This is a genomic window from Methylophilus sp. YYY-1 (genome assembly GCF_029132825.1).
Classification (GTDB): domain Bacteria; phylum Pseudomonadota; class Gammaproteobacteria; order Burkholderiales; family Methylophilaceae; genus Methylophilus; species Methylophilus glucosoxydans.
Genome location: NZ_WOVG01000004.1, coordinates 142,868 through 160,796, shown reverse-complemented (window position 1 = coordinate 160,796; position 17,929 = coordinate 142,868). Strand labels below are relative to the sequence as shown.

Below are 17,929 nucleotides of genomic sequence, written 5' to 3'. Positions count from 1 at the left end.
CGTGCCATTAACACACATCATCAAGATGTGTCGGCTCGCACGTGTGGCCGTGGTCATTGGATGCACGCATGTTTTTTGCCATTTCGTAGCTCATTTTTCTGAGGCGGGTGACTGAGCCTAGTGGGCGGTGGGCGGCCAGGCCATGCCAGGGTGAGAACAGCATGCCTTCATCCACCACATGCGAACGGTATGGACTCCAGGCAATTTGGGGTTTGGCGGTGATGCGGGCGACTGGGATATAAGGGGAGCGCTCTTCTGGCCAGATGATGGTGGCGTCTTCGATGGGCATGGTTTGGAGATCGGTGCAGAGTTGTACGCGTAGCTCCCAAACGGCGGTGCGCTTGATAAAAAAATCGACGATGGATTTTCTGAGGCCGTCGGAGGCGAACAGGTCTATGGGTTTGTTGCTGAGGGCGATGAGGTCGGGGGCGATGGGAACAACCGCGATTTTAGCCATGTAGTCACCGTACATGATCGGGTCCTGGCTGATGTAGGTTTCACCGAGCAAGTTGGTTTCTTGCGACTGGTAGAGGTGGTTAAGCTGCGATTGCTGGCCATATTTGAGCGACTCGACCAAATGTGCGGTAGAACGGAACAATTGCGCGAGGAAATGCCGGAATTCTGTACTGGTGTTGGGCGAACACGCTAAATGTTTGAGGTTGTTTAAAAACACCTGCACGCTGGAGGATAAAAAACTGGCGCCGTTTACAAATAAAAAATTTTGCGTGATGGCGTCTTCACTGCCTGGCAGGCGCTCGCCTTCTACACCTACCACCTTCAGCGCGAGGCTGCGGGGCGTACCGGGTTTGTCGTGCAGGATGTCACCAGGGACAGTGGAAAAGCGCATAATCAGCGGCAGGGTTTGCGGGCGTGAAAACAGGCCTTGTGCATAGGCAGGCGGCAGTTGGTTATAAATTTGCATTTCGGCTGTGAGCAGGCCGTGGCTTTTCAGGTGCACACTGCGTGCAGAATGGGTGGCGGCCTGGCTGCTGATTTCTGAAAGCTTGTGCAGAGTTTGCTGCAGGTGCTGCTGGCGGGTGCGTTCGGTGGTGGCTACCACCTCGTAATCGGGCTGGTAACTTAGGGGCGAGACTACAAATTGATCTGTTTGCTGCATCACAACCCCCTTTTGCAATTGGGTTTATCGGATCAGTGCCAAGCACATTGATTTCTAGAGGGCGGGGTACGTCCCACTCTGGTATTACTCTTTGGTCTCACCGGCTTCTTTGCGTTGTTTATTCACAATACGTGCAGCGACTTCTTCTTCGAGGCCAGGATAGCGGTGATCCTTTTTAAATTCCTCTTTGAGTTTTTCATATTCACGTTCCCGTTTCGGGCTGGAACCTCTGGGCATGTCACACCTCCTTTTGCGTGAGTGCAAACGGCAGCCGTTATGGCTGCCGTATTGTCTTGTTATCAAACTGAAGTCGAAAATTCATTCAACCTTCATTTTCAAACGCGACAATTGCAGATTACGCGGGTAACTGGCGGTAGGGCATCCGGTTCAGGCTTAAGCGACTGTAGGAAGTGCTTTATGCCACGGGTTGCCAGTCATAAACTTTTGAACGCATTTAGGCTAAAAAAATCCTTAAACCGGGATTCTTTACGCTTGCAAAGCCTTAAGAGTTGGCGGCAGACAAAGCATGGTAAGACGTCATCAAGTTGCGGTAATCTGGAATATGGTTGGCACAAAGGGCACCCAGGCCTTCAATATCGTGGCGCCAGTCGCGCTGCAGTTCACAGGCCACGCCAAACCAGGTCATCATGTGTACCCCGGCGGCTTGCATGCGTAGCCAGGCGGCATCGCGGGTAAGGGCGTTAAAGGTGCCTGAGGCATCGGCGACCACAAATACTTCAAAACCGGCTTCAATGGCTGAGAGTGCGACAAAAGCGACACAAACCTCGGTGACGACGCCAGCAATAATGAGCTGCTTTTTACCTGTCGCCTTGATGGCCTGTACAAAGTCCGGGTTATCCCAGGCATTAATCTGGCCGGGGCGAGCGATGTAGGGCGCATCGGGGAACAGTGTCTTGAGCTCTGGCATAAGCGGGCCGTTGGGGCCGGTTTCAAAGCTGGTGGTTAAGATGGTGGGCAGGTTAAAAAATTTGGCGGCATCGGCCAATGCAAGCACATTGTTTTTAAAGCGGTCTGGCTCGATATCGCGTACCAGTGATAATAAGCCAGCTTGGTGGTCTACCAACAATACGGCAGCGTTGTCACGGTCCAGACGGGTGTAGGGTGTATTTTTCATAATGTAATCCTCTCGAGATGTGGTTGGCTGGGTCACCGCCGTCAGTACTGCTGGTTGACGGCGGTGCCTGCTGTTTTAATGTGATCAAGATGCCTGGCCCTTAAGCGGTGGCAAAACGGCCCTGGTTGTAGTCATTAATGGCCTGGTCGATTTCCTCCCAGCTATTCATGACAAAAGGACCATGCCCGATCACCGGCTCATTGAGCGGCTCACCATTGAGCAATAGCAACGTGGTGTCTTGCTGGGCCTGCAATACCAGTTCAGTCCCTTCACGCTGCATCACGGCCAGTTCACTAGGGCGGATGGTATGCACTTCACCGGTTTTCACTGCGCCATGCAATACAAAAATGGCGGTGGTGTGGCCTTCTGGCAAGGTGAAGGTGGTGCGCGTGCCTGCATTGAGGCGTACATCCCACACATTCATTGCCGTGAAGGTCTTGGCCGGGCCTGGGTTGCCGTCATATGCACCGGCAATGACACGTACCTTGCCTGCCTCTTGCGGCAGAGTGACCTCAGGAATCTTGGCATGGGTAATGCCTTGATAGCCTGGCGCGGTCATTTTGTCCTTGGCAGGCAGGTTGACCCATAACTGGATCATTTCAAACGGACCGCCTGTGCGTGCATAGTCATCGCCGTGATACTCCTCGTGAATAATGCCTGAGCCCGCGGTCATCCACTGGACTTCACCTGGGCCAATGGTGCCGCCCGCGTTGGTGGAGTCATGGTGCGAGACTTGGCCATCGTAGACGATGGTGACCGTCTCAAAGCCACGGTGCGGGTGTTGGCCGACGCCGCGTCTATGTGCTGTTGGCTCAAAGCTAGTGGGGCCTGCATAGTCCATCAGCAAAAAGGGTGAAATATCACTGGCGATATCGCGGTAAGAAAAAATGCTTTGTACCGGAAAGCCGTCACCGACCCAGTGGTTGCCGTTACTGCGTTTGATAAATGCCAGTTTTTTCATGGTTTGCTCCTTGCTTAGGGGTGTGCGTGATTGCATGGATCACACTATAGACAGATGACAATCGGGTGACTAGATGGTTAAATGTGAAATTACTTTTCATTTAATTGAATAATCATGGACTTTAACGAAGCGGCGGTGTTTGTCAGGGTGGTGCAGGCCGGCAGCTTTAGCGCGGCCGCCCGTCAACTGGGATTACCGACGTCGACAGTGAGCACGCGGGTGGCAAGACTGGAGCGGCGGCTGGGTGTGACCTTGCTGCAACGCACCACGCGCCGTTTGCACCTGACCGAGGCGGGCAGCCTGTATTTTGAACATGCTTCGACCGGGCTGGGGTATTTAATGGAGGCAGAGGCCGCACTTGATGAGGCCAGGCAACAGCCGCAAGGGACATTGAAAATGACGGCTCCGGCGGATTTGGGCGATGCGCTGTTGGGACATTTGCTAGCCGAAACGCAGGCGCGGTATCCGGCATTGTCACTGGAGCTGTGGTTGACCGAGCGGTATGTCGATTTGGTCGCAGAAGGCGTGGACGTAGCGATCCGCATGGGGGAGTTACGCGACTCCAGCCTGATTGCCAAATCGCTGGGAACCATACAATGGGCATTATTTGCCAGCCCGGCTTATTTGCAGCAGGCCGCGCCTATCAACTCTCCGGTCGAGCTGGCACAGCATCCCTGTGTGCAGTTTACGCCCATGGGGCGGCATCATTGGGAGTTGCAGCGGGGCACCAATGAGATCCGGGTGCCCTTGCCGGGTCAGGTGTTGGTCAATAATATCGGTGTTGTCAAAACCATGGCCGAGAGCGGGCAGGGGGTGGCTTTATTGCCAACCTTTATTTGTCAGGCGGCGGTGCGGCAGGGTGGCTTGCAACGTCTGTTGCCAGAGTGGCGTGGCCAAGCTGATGCGGTGCACCTTGTGTATCCTAAGCAGCGCTTTATGCCACCCAAGCTACGCGGGTTTATTGACCTGGCAGTGACTGCCCTGAAGCCATTGTTTGTGGCCTAGCCGGACACGAATTCTAAAGACTGCCTCCCGCAATCCCTTGAGGGGACTCACTTTATTTCTATAGGCGCTGTAGATGCCCCCGTGACCCGGGGCGACTGAAGTTACGCTTGCATCACTGACATTTCTTAGTATTTTTTTGCCATTCTTCAGCTAAAAATCGTGGCTTGGCTGCTGTCATTTTGCGTTTTTTGGCGCATGATACCAAGATAAGCAATTAAAGTATCAGCCGCTTTTAACCGTTGTTAAGACATTAACAATTATAGGCAGGGGGATGCGTGCGTTGAACAACACCACGGCAGAATCATCAGCGCTACACATTGAAATTGTGGATATGCTGTATGGCAATAACCGCAGGTCATTACTGGCTGCGTTTATTGTCATGGCTGCGTTGCTGCTCGTGCAACGGCATTTGATCGCCTCACCGATTCTGCTGATTTGGAGCGTACTTTTTCTGCTGGCCTATGGCGCACGTGCCTTTTTAACCTACCAATATGCCAAAGACCCGGTGCGTGAGGCACACACCCGGCAATGGTTGCAGTGGTTTCGCGCCACCTCTCTGTTTTGCGGCATCGCCTGGGGTCTTGCGGGGATCCTGCTGTTTCCCGAGAGCGATACCGAACATCAGGCCTTTTTAATCTTTGCGCTGGTGGGGGTCTGCGGGGCAGGCATCGTCATCTATTCGGTGGATACCACGACGAGTAATCTGTTCACGGGTGGGATTTTGTTGTTCATGATTCCACGCTTTGTGCTACATGGCACACAGTTGTCGCTGGCGCTGGCGGTGCTATTTATAGTCTATGTGATTTATGTGACGGTGGCCGGCCGCAGCCTGGCCAGCAGTTTGCGTGACAATATCATGCTACGCATTGCCTCTAACCTGGACAATAAAAAAGTCCACCAATTGGCCTATTATGATTTTTTAACCGGGCTGCCTAACCGCCGTCTGTTAACGGATAGGCTCAACCAGTCATTTGCCCGCTGTGCACGGCACAAAAGTTATGGCGCGGTCATCTGCCTGGACCTGAATAATTTCAAGGGCTTGAACGACAGCAAAGGCCATCAGGCTGGCGATGAATTGCTACAGCAGGTGGCGGCGCGCTTATCCTTGAGCTTGCGCAAACGCGATACGATTGCACGCATGGGCGGCGACGAATTTATTGCCGTGCTGGATGATCTCTCTAAGGATAAGGCAGAGGCGGTGGTTGCCGCGCATCGGGCGGCCGAGAATATGATGGCGGTATTTTCTGCGCCGTTTGAGCTGCAAGACAGTTTGTACCGCACCTCGCCCAGTATTGGTATTTGCCTGTTTATGGGGGATCACTTCGACGAAGCCGAGGTGTTGCGTCGTTCAGATATTGCCATGTATCAGGCCAAAAAATCGGATAAGCTCAACAGTATCCAGATGTATGACGAGACGCTCCATCCCGCAATCGAGCAACGTGCGTCGCTTGAGAATGAGCTGGCATTTGCCTTGCAGGCGAATCAACTGTTGTTGTATTACCAGGTGCAGGTGAATGCGGATCAGCAACCCATTGGTGCCGAAGTCTTGTTACGCTGGCAACATCCGACACTGGGCATGATTCCGCCCGACCAGTTTATCCCGATTGCAGAGGAGACGGGCGACATTGTGCCCATCGGGCATTGGGTGCTGGCCCAGGCCTGCCAGCAACTCAAGCATTGGGCAGATTCTGCACACACGGCTGGACTTAAACTATCCGTCAATGTCAGTGCCAAGCAGTTTAGTCAGCCCGACTTTGTGTGGCAGGTGACAGAGATTGTGCTGGCCAGTGGCTGTGATGCGCGCCACCTGTGCCTGGAGTTGACCGAGAGTCTGATCGTAAAAAACATTGATGAGGTAATTGGCAAGATCAAGGCACTTAAGGCGCTGGGCATCACCTTCTCGCTGGATGATTTTGGCATAGGCCAGTCTTCACTGTCGGTATTGAGACGCTTGCCGCTGGATGAACTCAAGATCGACCGCAGTTTTATTAAAGATATTGCGCATAACAACTACGATTCATTCATTGTGCAAACCATCATCAATATGGGCAAAAATCTGAGTCACTCTGTGATTGCCGAAGGCGTGGAGTTACAGCAGCAGATGACCATGTTGCAGCATATGGGCTGCCAGCGTTTTCAGGGCTATTTGTTTAGCAAACCGGTGCCACTGGCTGAGTTTGAAGCCTGCTTGCAGGCGATTCTGACGCAGCCTGAGGCTTTGGCCAGATTGCAGACTGGCCTCTATTAAACCTTGATCCACTCTTCCGCCTGACTTAGCCAGCGTTGCAAATGTGCGCTCACCGCTGCAGGGTCTGTCTGCAGCAGTTTTTCGGCCACGGGCTTCGCCGCGTCAAGCAGGTGCTCGTCCCGTTCCAGGTCGGCAATTTTGAGCATGGGCACGCCGCTCTGACGCGTGCCTAGCAGCTCGCCAGGGCCGCGAATATGCAAGTCGGCTTGCGCAATGGCAAAGCCATCATTGCTCTCATAAATCACTTTCAGCCGTTGGCGGCCAATTTGTGAGCATTGCTGTTTGCTATATAGCAGGATGCAGGTACTTTTTGCAGCGCCGCGGCCGACGCGTCCACGTAACTGGTGCAACTGACTCAGGCCCATGCGTTCGGCGTGTTCAATCACCATTAAACTCGCATTCGGTACATCCACGCCGACCTCAATCACGGTGGTGGCCACCAGCAACTGAATCTCATTGCCCGCAAACGCCTGCATGACGGCCTGCTTCTCTACCGGTTTCATGCGGCCATGCACCAGCCCGACCTTAAGCGTTGGAAACACCTTCTGCATATAGGCAAACGTGTCATTAGCGGTTTGCAATTGCAAGGCCTCAGACTCTTCAATTAGCGGACACACCCAGTAGGCTTGATGTCCTTGCGTGCAGGCCTCATAGACGCGCTGCAAAATCTCTTCACGTCTGTCATCCGCCACCAGTTTGGTGACGATAGGGGTCCGGCCCGGCGGTAGTTCGTCTATCACCGACACATCGAGGTCGGCGTAGTAGCTCATGGACAAGGTGCGCGGAATCGGCGTGGCTGACATCATGAGCTGGTGCGGTTCCAGCGCCGTGGCTTGTCCGCTGGTCGCGCCTTTTTTTCTAAGGGCCAGCCGCTGGCCGACACCAAAGCGGTGCTGCTCATCCACAATCGCCAACCCCAGTTGCTTGAACTGCACTTCGTCCTGAAACAGCGCATGTGTACCTACGGCTAACATGGCTTCACCATTGGCAATCATTGACAGTGACTGCTCACGTTCCCTTTTCGGCTGGCTACCTGTCAGCCAGGCCAGTGTGATGCCCAAGGGCTGTAACCAGCTACTGAGTTTCTTGTAATGTTGTTCGGCCAGGATTTCCGTGGGCGCCATCATCGCCACTTGCCAGCCGTGTTCGATCAGTTGTAGCGCGGCCAGGCAAGCGACGATAGTTTTGCCACTGCCAACATCGCCTTGCAGCAAGCGCTGCATGGGGTAGGGCTGGCTCAGGTCCTGGCGGATTTCTTGCACCACTTTTTGCTGCGCTGCGGTGAGCTCAAACGGCAGCATGGCGAGCAGGCGGTCAGCCAGCGCATGGGTGTCTGCAATCGCGGGGGCCGTGGCGCGTTTGCGCCGGGCATAATGCTGGCGCATGGATAACTGTTGCGCCAGCAACTCGTCATAAGCCAGGCGTTGCCAGGCCGGATGGCTGCGGTCTTCCAGGCTGGAAAGCGGGCTGTCTGGCGAGGGTTGGTGCAGCAAGTGCACGCTGCTGGCAAAGTCTGGCAGGGCCAGGGAGGCATATACCCAGGCGGGCAGAGTTTCGGTTAACAATGCAGGCTGCAATACCAGATTGACCGCTTTGCGCAGGCTATTCTGGCTCAAGCCTGCGGTGGTGGGGTAGACGGGCGTCAGTGCCTGATTGACGGGGGTTTCTTCACTGACTTTGCGTTGGGTGGGGTGCACCATTTCATAGCCAAAAAAGCCGCCACGCACTTCACCAAACACCCGCAAGCGCTGGCCTGGTTGCATGAGGGCGATCTGGCTGGGATAAAAATGTAAAAAGCGCAAATGCAGGATGCCGGTGTCATCTTGCAGGCTGACATTGAGGGCTTTGCGCGGTTTGTAGCTGACCTCCTGATGCACCACCACACCTTCAACCTGCGTTTGTTCACCAAGACGCAAATCGCGGATGGCGGTAATGCGTGTTTCATCCAGATAACGCAAGGGCAAGTGCAGCAGTAAGGCTTCGGCCGAGGTAATCCCCAGTTTACCCAACTGGCTGCGCAGGGCAGGCGACAGACCTTTGATTTCGCTCAAGGGACGCATGCGGTCGAGTCAGGCTTACTGGATGCGCTGCTCCACCTGGTTGCCTTTGACGCGGTTGATACGCACGATCTGCTGGATCTTGCGCAGGTTGCGGATCAAGGTGGCCAGATGCACGCGGTTGTGGACCTGCAAGGTAAAGTTGACGTTGGAGTACTGGCTGCCGTCGCTGGTCTCCACGCTCACATTGTCAATGTTGGCTTCTGCATTGGAAATGGTGGCTGCAATCTTGGCCAGCATGCCGCGCTCATCCACCACCGTGATGCGCAAGTTGACGCTGAACAGTTTTTTCGGATCCGCATCCCATTCCACATCCAGCCATTTTTCCGGATCCAGCCGGAATTTACGGATGGCGGGGCAATCATGCGTATGAATGACCAGGCCTTTATCTTTATTGATAAAGCCCAGAATCGGGTCGCCAGGAATCGGGCGGCAGCAGGGCGCAAACTGAACCGCCATCCCCTCGGAGCCGCGGATGGTAATCGTATCGAGTACTTTCCCGGTTTTATCTTCGGTTTCGGCTGGATGGGCCAGCAACTGGTGCGCTACCATCAGGCTGTTACGTTTGCCGAGGCCGATATCGGTCAGAATGGCCTGGCGCGTTTTGCTGCCATAGTCATTCATGACTTTTTGCCATTGTTTGTCGCTAATGTCGCCAGGCTCGATATGCATTGCGCGTAACGCCACATTAAGCATACGCTCGCCCAGTTGTGCCGACTCTTCCACCTTGACCGTTTTCAGGTAATGGCGGATATGCGAGCGCGCCTTGCCCGTCACCACATAATTGAGCCAGGCCGGATTGGGTTTGGCCAGCGGGGCAGTAATGATTTCCACATGGTCGCCATTGCGCATTTCACTGCGTAGCGGTGCCAGCTCGTTATTGATCTTGACCGCGACACAGCTATTGCCCACATCAGAGTGGACGGCATAGGCAAAATCCACCGCCGTCGAGCCACGTGGCAAGGCCATGATGTTGCCTTTGGGCGTAAACACATAGACCTCGTCCGGGAACAGGTCGACCTTGAAGTTCTCCAGAAACTCGTGGCTATCGTCGCTTTCGGTCTGGATTTCTACCAAGCGTTGCAGCCACTGGTGGGTTTGTTGTTGCAGCTTGGTCAGGTGGGCATCGGTGGTTTTATACAGCCAGTGCGCGGCCACCCCGGCATCGGCAATGTTGTGCATCTCCTGGCTGCGGATTTGCACCTCAATCGGCGTGCCAAACGGACCAAACAGGGTGGTATGCAACGATTGATAACCGTTGGCCTTGGGGATCGCAATATAGTCCTTGAAGCGGCCGGGAATAGGTTTGTAAAGCGCATGCAGCGCCCCTAACGCCAGATAGCAGGCGGCGTTGTCCTTGACGATGACGCGAAAACCGTAAATGTCGTTAATTTGCGACAATTTCATCGACTTTTCGCTCATCTTTTTGTAAATACTGAACAGATGCTTTTCGCGGCCCTGTACATCGTACTCAATGCCGTATTGCAATAGCTGGTTCTGGATGGCCTCCAGGATTTTGCTGATCACTTCTTTACGGTTACCGCGTGCCAGCCGGATGGCTTTGTCGATCACGTGGTAGCGGTTGGGGTATAAATACTTGAGGCTCAGGTCTTCCAGCTCATGGTAAATCGGGTTCAGGCCCAGCCGGTTGGCAATGGGCGCATAAATATCCAGCGTTTCACGGGCGATGCGCTTTTGCTTTTCTGGCCGCATGGCGTCCAGTGTTTGCATGTTATGCAGCCGGTCAGCCAGCTTGACCAGGATCACGCGTACATCCTGGCTCATGGCCAGCAGCATTTTTCGGAAGTTTTCCGCTTGTGCCTGCATGGCAGTTTGCAACTCGACCTTATCCAGCTTGGTCAGGCCGTCTACCAGGTCAGCCACTTGTTTGCCAAAGCGCTCGGCAATAGCGGCACTGTCGACTTCGGTATCCTCGACCACATCATGCAGCAATGCGGCCAGCAGGGTAGGCAGATCCAGGTGCAGTTTAGCCAGAATACAGGTCACCGCCACCGGGTGCGAGATATACGGTTCACCGGTTTTGCGGGTTTGTCCCGCATGCGCCTGGTCGGCATAGCGATACGCTTGCCAGACCAGTTGCACTTCTTCTTCGTTGAGATATTTGCGGATCAGCTGGGTAAGGGGGGAATCCTCACGGTCAGCGGGGAGCAAGTCCGCTTCGCTCAGCGGCGGTTTGGACTTGCGATGGGCATGGTCGCCTTGGGTGTGGGGCATGGCTGCTTAAGCGTGGCCCTTTTTCTCTAAGATCTCTACACCGATTTTACCGGCAGCAATTTCACGCAAGGCAATCACGGTCGGTTTGTCTTTTTGTGAATAACCACTGACGAGTGGATCGGAACCGTTGGCCAATTGTCTGGCGCGATAAGCCGCGACCAGCGTCAGTTGAAAACGGTTAGGGATGTTGTCCAAACAATCATCGACAGTAATACGTGCCATAAAAACCTCTATCTGTGTGAACCTGAAGTGCGGCGTGCGCCGGCTTAGGTAAGGGATTGAATCAATGACGCGTTGCAGGCTACCTGGCGGTTTAACTGCAAGCGCTGGGCGCGAACAATCGCCATCAGATCCTGCAAGGCCACGTCAAAATTATCATTAATTGTAACATAATCAAACTCATGCACGTGACGCATCTCCTCACGCGCGGCGGACAGCCGTTGTGCAATCACGGCTTCACTGTCCTGGCCGCGGCTGTTGAGGCGGTGCGCCAGTGCTTCGATGGAAGGCGGCAGAATAAAAATAGAGGTCGCGTTGGGGAATAAGGTTCTAATCTGTTGTGCGCCTTGCCAGTCGATTTCGAGGATCACATCGCGGCCGGCAGCCAGGGCGCCTTCGACTTCGCTTTGCGCGGTGCCATAGCGGGCGCTGTGCACATGTGCGCTTTCCAGAAAACCGCCGGCGTCTAGAATCTCCAGAAATGCGGGCTCTGAAACAAAATGATAGTGGATGCCGTCTTCTTCACCCGGACGCGGTGCACGCGTGGTGTGCGAAACAGACAGTTTCAGGATCGGGTCTTGCGCCAGCATGGCGCGCACCAGGCTGGTTTTACCGGCGCCAGAGGCGGCAGAGATAATAAATAAATGGCCGTGACTCATCATGCACACCATTCAGGGTCAGGCAAGGAAGAGAACACGGCTTTCAGGCCCTCGCTCCAGCCTTTACGGATGCTGGCATAACAAGGGTCATCTTCTGTCAGGCGTTGCCGTTTGCCGGCGCTTAAAGTATCAGTTCGGTATATCATCAAATCAATCGGTAAGGCCACAGAAATATTGCTGCGGATGGTGGAGTCAAAAGAAATCAGCACGCATTTTACCGCATCTGTGACATTGGTTTGATGTTTGATCACACGATCAATGATCGGCTTGCCGTATTTGGTTTCGCCGATTTGCAGGTAAGGCGTATCCGGGGTCGCTTCGATAAAATTACCGGCGGCATACACATTAAACAGGCGTGGCTTTTCGCCCTTGATTTGCCCTGCGACCAGTACGCTGGCACTAAAGTCTATGCCGTGCTCCTTGAGTGCTTTGCCGTCACGCTGATGCACGCTGCGCATGGCTGCACCCACCACGCTGGCGGCTTCAAACATCGAGTGCACATTGTGCAGGTTGGCATGGCCTTCTGCCGACTTGAGTTGTTCGCGGCACAGGTTGACCACGGATTGCGTGATCGCCAGATTGCCTGCGGTCAGCAGCACAATCATACGTTCGCCCGGCACTTCAAACACATGCATCTTGGGTGCAATCGCCACCTGGTCCACCCCGGCATTGGTGCGCGTGTCTGAGGCCAATACCAGACCTTGTTCAAGCAGGATTCCTACACAGTAAGTCATCTCAAGTCAGTCATTTATCAAGTTAACAAATATCATAGCATGCGAGTACTTGCTATTGCTGGGCGGCTTGTGCCTGCTCACTTAATTGCTGTAAGTGTGCCTGCCGTTGCGCTTCGCTCAGCGCTGTCTGGCGGTTGACGCTCACCATGCTGGCCATGCCTTCCTGGCCGCCACCCATACGTGAGCCAGTCACCGGACTGGCACTGCGGTAGTCGAGACCGACCGCCAGTTTTACATGGGTTTCATCCACCGGAATACCATTCGAGACATCCAGCCCCAGCCATGTCTCTTTTTGCCAGACTTCTACCCAGGCATGGGTTTGCATCAGGCTGCCATCCTCGGTAAACAGGTAACCACTCACATAACGGGCAGGCCAGCCCAGGCTGCGGCAGCAGGCGATAAAAGCATGCGCATGGTCCTGGCAGACGCCCTTGCCCAGCTCAAAGGCGAGTGCAGCGGGGGTGTTCACCTCGGTGGCGCCCTTGCTGTATTGCATGCGGTCACGCAAGGCCTGCATCAGCGCTTGCGCGGGCGCATGGGCAAAGTCTTTGGCAAAGGCCATGATGGCATCATCGGGCTGGGTGAGGGGCGTGTCTCGCAAAAAAACAGTCACTGGCAAGGTTGCCGTATCTGCGCTGGTCGCGGCACCTGTGTCGACCTCACCGCTCACCGTGATCAATAAAGCCTGGTGCGGCTGGTCGACGACCAGCGTGTGCGCCAGGTTGCCAAACGCATCTGCAAACGGGGTCAGCTGCCCGGCCACCTTGATCTCCCAATGTCTGACTTGCTGGCGCGGGTCCGTGCGGGGTGTCAGGCGCAGTTGCTGTATGGTGTATGGCACCATTTCGCTGTACACATATTGGGTTTGATGTTCGATGGTTAACCGCATGTCGCTTCCCAAATAAAAAAGCGCAGTGCTGTCTTAGAGCAATCTGCGCATGAGGGGTTCATGGCAATCGTGTGTCAGGCGTCAGGCCGTGGCGCTTAAAAAATTACGTTGTATTTCCTCGCCCAGTTTGCGGTTGGCCAGAATAAATTCATCCAGAAAATGGTGTACGCCATCTTTTAAAATGTCCAGCATGCGGCCGTAATGCAGTCTGGCATGCATCTGGCCAGCCAGCCGCTCGGCTTCGGTGTGGCGGCTGCCAGCGACCTGGCGCAAAATCGGCATGATCTCGGCGTAACAGGCATGCAGAGACCGCGGCATGTCTTCACGCAGAATCAATAATTCAGACACCTTGGTCGGTTCAATGGCATCGCGGTAGACTTTTTGGTAAGCCTGAAATGCCGAGACCGAGCGCAACACCGCACTCCATTCGTAATAATCCACCGCGCCGTCATTGGCTTCTTGCATGGGCATCAAGTACTCATACTTCACATCCAGCAGGCGGGCAGTATTGTCTGCGCGTTCCATAAACGTGCCCAGGCGCACAAAGCTAAAGGCCTCGTCACGCAACATGGTGCCAAAACAGACACCACGGAACAGGTGCGAACGGCTTTTCACCCATTCGCAAAATTCGCTCAAACCGGATTGGGTCAGGTCCTGTTTGATATATTGTCCAAACTCAATCCACAGCGTGTTCATGTTTTCCCAGGTCTCGGTGGTCATGGCCACACGCACGGCACGGGCGTTTTCACGCGCACTACGCAATGAGCTGTAAATGCTGGACGGGTTCTGGCTATCCATGACCAGATGCTTGATGACGTTGGCGGCCGACAGCTCTTTGTAATTGCTGTCATAAATGTCGCGGATCCCGGCAATTTCAAGCACGGCATCCCAAAGTTCCGCTTCGTTGCTGCTGTCTGACGGCAACAGCGACATGTTATAAGTCACGTCCAGCACACGGGCCACGTTTTCAGCACGCTCGATATAACGTGCCATCCAATATAAATGATCTGCGGTACGGCTTAACATATGACGGCCTCTTGCGTTGCTTGTTGGGCAGCCATTTGCGACTGCACGGTTTCTGCACTGACATCGTCCCGCTCCAGCACCCAGGTATCCTTGGTGCCGCCCCCTTGCGAGGAGTTCACCACCAGTGACCCTTCTTTGAGCGCTACCCGCGACAGGCCACCCGGCACCACACTGACCGTTTTGCCAGACAGCACAAATGGCCGTAAATCCACATGACGCGGCGCAATGCCCTGGTCGACCAGCGTCGGGCAGGTTGACAGTGCCAGCGTCGGCTGCGCGATGTAGTTAGCGGGTTTGGAGACGATGCGTAAACGGAATTCTTCAATTTCCTGCTTGCTGGCTGTGGGGCCCACCAGCATGCCGTAGCCGCCTGAGCCCTGCACTTCCTTGACGACCAGCTCGGGCAGATGATCCAGCACATAGGCCAGATCATCTTCCTTGCTGAGTTGATACGTAGGCACGTTCTGCAAGATGGGGGATTCACCCAAGTAGAACTTGATCATCTCCGGCACGTAAATATACGTCGCCTTGTCATCGGCCACGCCGGTGCCTACAGCGTTGGCCAATGTGACGCCACCATTGCGGTAAACGGAGAGCAGACCTGGCACGCCCAACAGGGAATCGGGCTTGAACACCAGAGGGTCGAGGAAGTCGTCGTCAATGCGGCGGTAGATCACGTCCACCCTTTGCGGGCCTTGCGTGGTGCGCATATAGACGGCGTTATTACGGACAAACAAATCCTGGCCTTCCACCAGTTCTATGCCCATTTGCTGGGCGAGGAAGGCATGTTCAAAGTAAGCGCTGTTGTAAGCGCCAGGTGAGAGCAATACCACGGTCGGGTCAGTGACGCCGGTCTGGGCGACCGAGCGCAGGTTGTTCAGCAGTACACTGGGGTAATGCTCCACCGGGGCAATCGGGTATTTTTTAAACAAATCCGGGAACAGCCGCATCATCATCTTGCGGTCTTCGAGCATGTAAGACACGCCGGAAGGGGTACGTAGGTTGTCTTCAAGCACGTAAAACTGCGACTCGCTGGTGCGGACCAGGTCTATCCCTGCCACATGCGCATACACCTGGTTAGGCACAGTCACACCCACCATTTCCGGGCGGTATTGCGAATTGGTCAGGATGCTGTGCGGGACAATGCCGGCCTTGATGATTTCCTGATCATGATAAATATCATGCAGAAACATATTGAGGGCGCGTACGCGCTGGACGGCACCTTTGGACAAATGCGCCCATTCACTGGCCGAAATCATGCGTGGAATCACATCAAACGGAATCAGGCGCTCGGCACCATCTTCTTCACCATACACGTTAAACGTGATGCCGACGCGGCGGAACAGGACTTCTGCTTCTGCGCGTTTGGCCGCCAGTTGCTGGGTAGGCACATTCGCCAACCAGCGGTTATAGGCCTGGTAAATCGCCCTTACATTGCCCCCATAGCCCTGCATTTCATCAAAAAACTGTTTGGCCGTTTGCGTCATCGTGCTGGACCTTTGCCTTACTTGTAAAATTCATTTAAACAAGAGCAAGCCGTGTGCCAGCCTGTAAAACCCATTTAAATCATGAGTTTATGTTTTATATGAGCGGGTTTCAGAAAGAAAGCGCACCTAAATGGTGCACTCTCGAATCACGGTTTTGGTGCAAACCATGTGTTAAATAGGGCTTATTCAATATTCTGAATCTGTTCACGCATCTGTTCGATCAACACTTTCAGTTGCATAGAGACTTGTGTCGTTTCAATCGCCACCGATTTGGAGCCCAGTGTGTTGGCTTCCCGGTTCATTTCCTGCATCAAAAAGTCCAGCTTTTTGCCCATGGTGCCGCCAGCCGTGAGGATGCGGTCCATTTCAACAATGTGGGCATTGAGCCGCGCCAGCTCTTCATCGACATCAATCCGTTGGGCATAGAGCACGATTTCCTGACGTACGCGGTCATCCTCTGCCTGCATGGCTTCACGCAGTTTGGTGGTCAGTTTATCCTGATATTGGCTGATCAGGGCAGGTAACAGTGGTTTGACGATACTGATCTGCTCACGGACGCCTTGCAGACGGTCGAGCAGCACTTGCTTGAGTTTTTCACCTTCGCGCTGGCGGGCGGCAATCAGTTCATCAATGGCCTGCGACAAGCCATTGAGCAGGCTCTGCGCCATGGCCTCGGTATCGATGCTCTCCGTTTGGCAAACACCGGGCAGCTTGAGCACTTCAACCAGATTGACGGGTTGCGCCTGCGGAAAATGTTGCTGTAAAGCCGCCAGGGTTTGCGCGATCTGCCCGACCATCTCAGGATTGAGCGTCAGGTTAGCCACCGCGGCATCGCTTTTGAGATTGATGCGGCATTCCACCTTGCCACGTCCCAGGCGGGACTGCAGCAATTCACGTACTTGCGCCTCAAACTGGCGCAAGTTGTCATCGATTTTGACATTGAGCTCAAGATAACGGTGGTTGACTGCACGCAGCTCAATCAGCAGCAGCCCGCCAGTAAAGCGGCTTTCAGTGGCCGCAAAGCCGGTCATGCTCAACATCGGTTGGCTAGCGGGGGAATTTTTTATCGTCATCATCTGGCTCCTGGCAAACTCACTGATTGTATCAAATGCGGTATCGTTATGCGAAAATGGTACAAACAAGGCGGCGCGCAGAAGAAATCACAGCCTCTGCTGATGCCATGCCCTTAATAAAAGCCATGATTGTGACGTTAAAGCGCTAGTGAAGCTCGCTCATAAATACGATTTTGCCTTGCCGGTAGGCACTGTGCTGCATGACTACACCATTACCAAGGTGCTGAGTCTGGGCGGGTTCAGCTTCGTCTATCTGGCGCAAGATGCGCAGAAAACCACGGTTGCTATCAAGGAATACATGCCGGTGACCTTGGCCGAGCGCGAGGGCGATACGCATATCCGCTCTAATGGCAAAAATGAAGCCGCCTACAAACATGGCATGAAGTGCTTTTTTGAAGAAGGTCTGGCGCTGGCCAATATCGAGCACAAAAACATCGTGCGCGTGAAAAACTTCTTCCGCGCCAACAGCACCGTCTATATGGTCATGAAATATGAGCGTGGCAAATCGCTGCAAGACTACATCATGGCCTTAGCGCAGCCCGTGCCCGAGAATTTTCTGATCCGCATGTTCGTTGAGTTGCTCAACGGGTTGCGTGAGGTGCACTCACGCAAATTGCTGCACCTTGATATCAAACCGGCCAATATCTATATCCGCCTGGATGGCTCGCCAGTGCTGCTGGACTTCGGTTCGGCGCGCCAGGCTTTGTCCGAGGTGACGCTGGCGCCCACTTACACGCCTGGCTATGCCCCGCCTGAGCAATATATAGACCGCAAACACCTGGGCCCCTGGAGCGATATTTACAGCATAGGCGCCAGTATGTATGCCTGTCTGCACCGGGCCTCGCCGATCGCGGCCAACCAGCGCCTCAAGCACGATACGCTGGTGCCGGCCGTGGAGTTGGGGCAACAGATCTACTCTGAAAAATTGCTGGCGATTATTGATGAGTGCATGCAGCTGGACTACATGCTCAGACCGCAAAGTGTGTTTTCATTGCAGAAAAAAATGATCGGCATCCATGTGGCTGAAGATCCGCGTGGCTCGCTGGTGGATAAAATTATTAAAGTGTTGACCAAGCCACTATGA

The 17,929-nt window shown here is 54.3% G+C and carries 16 protein-coding genes; 3 read left to right on the top strand and 13 right to left on the bottom strand.

Features of this window, described 5'->3' with window-relative positions; all coding sequences use genetic code 11:
• Positions 1 to 7: 7 nt before the first annotated feature.
• The 4 genes from GOC95_RS12305 to GOC95_RS12290 all read right to left on the bottom strand — a co-directional run bounded on the left by GOC95_RS12305 (position 8) and on the right by GOC95_RS12290 (position 3,213).
• On the bottom strand, positions 8 to 1,117 hold the full coding sequence (locus GOC95_RS12305) for a catalase family protein (RefSeq protein WP_275357432.1): 1,110 nt from the start codon (positions 1,115 to 1,117) through the stop codon (positions 8 to 10).
• A gap of 84 nt (positions 1,118 to 1,201) precedes the next feature.
• Complete coding sequence (locus GOC95_RS12300; protein ID WP_275357430.1) at positions 1,202 to 1,354, bottom strand: hypothetical protein; 153 nt, start codon at positions 1,352 to 1,354, stop codon at positions 1,202 to 1,204.
• Positions 1,355 to 1,619: 265 nt separating this feature from the next.
• The gene (ycaC, locus tag GOC95_RS12295) at positions 1,620 to 2,252 is read right to left on the bottom strand and encodes an isochorismate family cysteine hydrolase YcaC (RefSeq protein ID WP_275357428.1); all 633 of its coding nucleotides are present in this window, start codon (positions 2,250 to 2,252) and stop codon (positions 1,620 to 1,622) included.
• Between the two features lie 100 nt (positions 2,253 to 2,352).
• Complete coding sequence (locus GOC95_RS12290; protein ID WP_275357426.1) at positions 2,353 to 3,213, bottom strand: pirin family protein; 861 nt, start codon at positions 3,211 to 3,213, stop codon at positions 2,353 to 2,355.
• A 114-nt stretch (positions 3,214 to 3,327) separates the two neighbouring features.
• Between GOC95_RS12290 and GOC95_RS12285 the strand changes: the two genes are divergently transcribed.
• Positions 3,328 to 4,218, top strand: a complete 891-nt coding sequence (locus GOC95_RS12285) for a LysR family transcriptional regulator (protein ID WP_275357424.1) — start codon at positions 3,328 to 3,330, stop codon at positions 4,216 to 4,218.
• A gap of 271 nt (positions 4,219 to 4,489) precedes the next feature.
• Positions 4,490 to 6,466, top strand: a complete 1,977-nt coding sequence (locus GOC95_RS12280) for a GGDEF domain-containing phosphodiesterase (RefSeq protein WP_275357423.1) — start codon at positions 4,490 to 4,492, stop codon at positions 6,464 to 6,466.
• Here GOC95_RS12280 and recG read toward each other — a convergent pair.
• The 9 genes from recG to GOC95_RS12235 all read right to left on the bottom strand — a co-directional run bounded on the left by recG (position 6,463) and on the right by GOC95_RS12235 (position 16,848).
• A complete protein-coding gene (gene recG, locus GOC95_RS12275) occupies positions 6,463 to 8,526 on the bottom strand; it encodes an ATP-dependent DNA helicase RecG (protein ID WP_275357421.1) in 2,064 nt (687 codons plus the stop codon). The two genes, GOC95_RS12280 and recG, sit on opposite strands and share 4 nt — an antisense overlap.
• Before the next feature lie 15 nt (positions 8,527 to 8,541).
• Positions 8,542 to 10,758, bottom strand: a complete 2,217-nt coding sequence (locus GOC95_RS12270; RefSeq protein WP_194749636.1) for a bifunctional (p)ppGpp synthetase/guanosine-3',5'-bis(diphosphate) 3'-pyrophosphohydrolase — start codon at positions 10,756 to 10,758, stop codon at positions 8,542 to 8,544.
• Between the two features lie 6 nt (positions 10,759 to 10,764).
• A complete protein-coding gene (gene rpoZ / locus GOC95_RS12265; RefSeq protein WP_194749635.1) occupies positions 10,765 to 10,980 on the bottom strand; it encodes a DNA-directed RNA polymerase subunit omega in 216 nt (71 codons plus the stop codon).
• Between the two features lie 44 nt (positions 10,981 to 11,024).
• Positions 11,025 to 11,636 (bottom strand): guanylate kinase, encoded by a 612-nt coding sequence (gene gmk, locus GOC95_RS12260; protein WP_275357620.1) that lies wholly within the window; start codon positions 11,634 to 11,636, stop codon positions 11,025 to 11,027.
• Complete coding sequence (locus GOC95_RS12255) at positions 11,636 to 12,370, bottom strand: proteasome-type protease (protein WP_194749634.1); 735 nt, start codon at positions 12,368 to 12,370, stop codon at positions 11,636 to 11,638. Before GOC95_RS12255 ends, gmk begins: the two co-directional genes overlap by 1 nt.
• A 52-nt stretch (positions 12,371 to 12,422) precedes the next feature.
• A complete protein-coding gene (locus GOC95_RS12250) occupies positions 12,423 to 13,259 on the bottom strand; it encodes a transglutaminase family protein (protein ID WP_275357418.1) in 837 nt (278 codons plus the stop codon).
• An 81-nt stretch (positions 13,260 to 13,340) separates the two neighbouring features.
• Positions 13,341 to 14,285 (bottom strand): alpha-E domain-containing protein, encoded by a 945-nt coding sequence (locus GOC95_RS12245; protein ID WP_275357416.1) that lies wholly within the window; start codon positions 14,283 to 14,285, stop codon positions 13,341 to 13,343.
• Complete coding sequence (locus GOC95_RS12240; protein ID WP_194749631.1) at positions 14,279 to 15,772, bottom strand: circularly permuted type 2 ATP-grasp protein; 1,494 nt, start codon at positions 15,770 to 15,772, stop codon at positions 14,279 to 14,281. Before GOC95_RS12240 ends, GOC95_RS12245 begins: the two co-directional genes overlap by 7 nt.
• 182 nt (positions 15,773 to 15,954) lie before the next feature.
• Positions 15,955 to 16,848 (bottom strand): YicC/YloC family endoribonuclease, encoded by an 894-nt coding sequence (locus tag GOC95_RS12235; RefSeq protein WP_228518950.1) that lies wholly within the window; start codon positions 16,846 to 16,848, stop codon positions 15,955 to 15,957.
• 145 nt (positions 16,849 to 16,993) lie between these two features.
• Here GOC95_RS12235 and GOC95_RS12230 point away from each other — a divergent pair, with 145 nt between their 5' ends.
• Complete coding sequence (locus tag GOC95_RS12230) at positions 16,994 to 17,929, top strand: serine/threonine-protein kinase (protein ID WP_275357412.1); 936 nt, start codon at positions 16,994 to 16,996, stop codon at positions 17,927 to 17,929.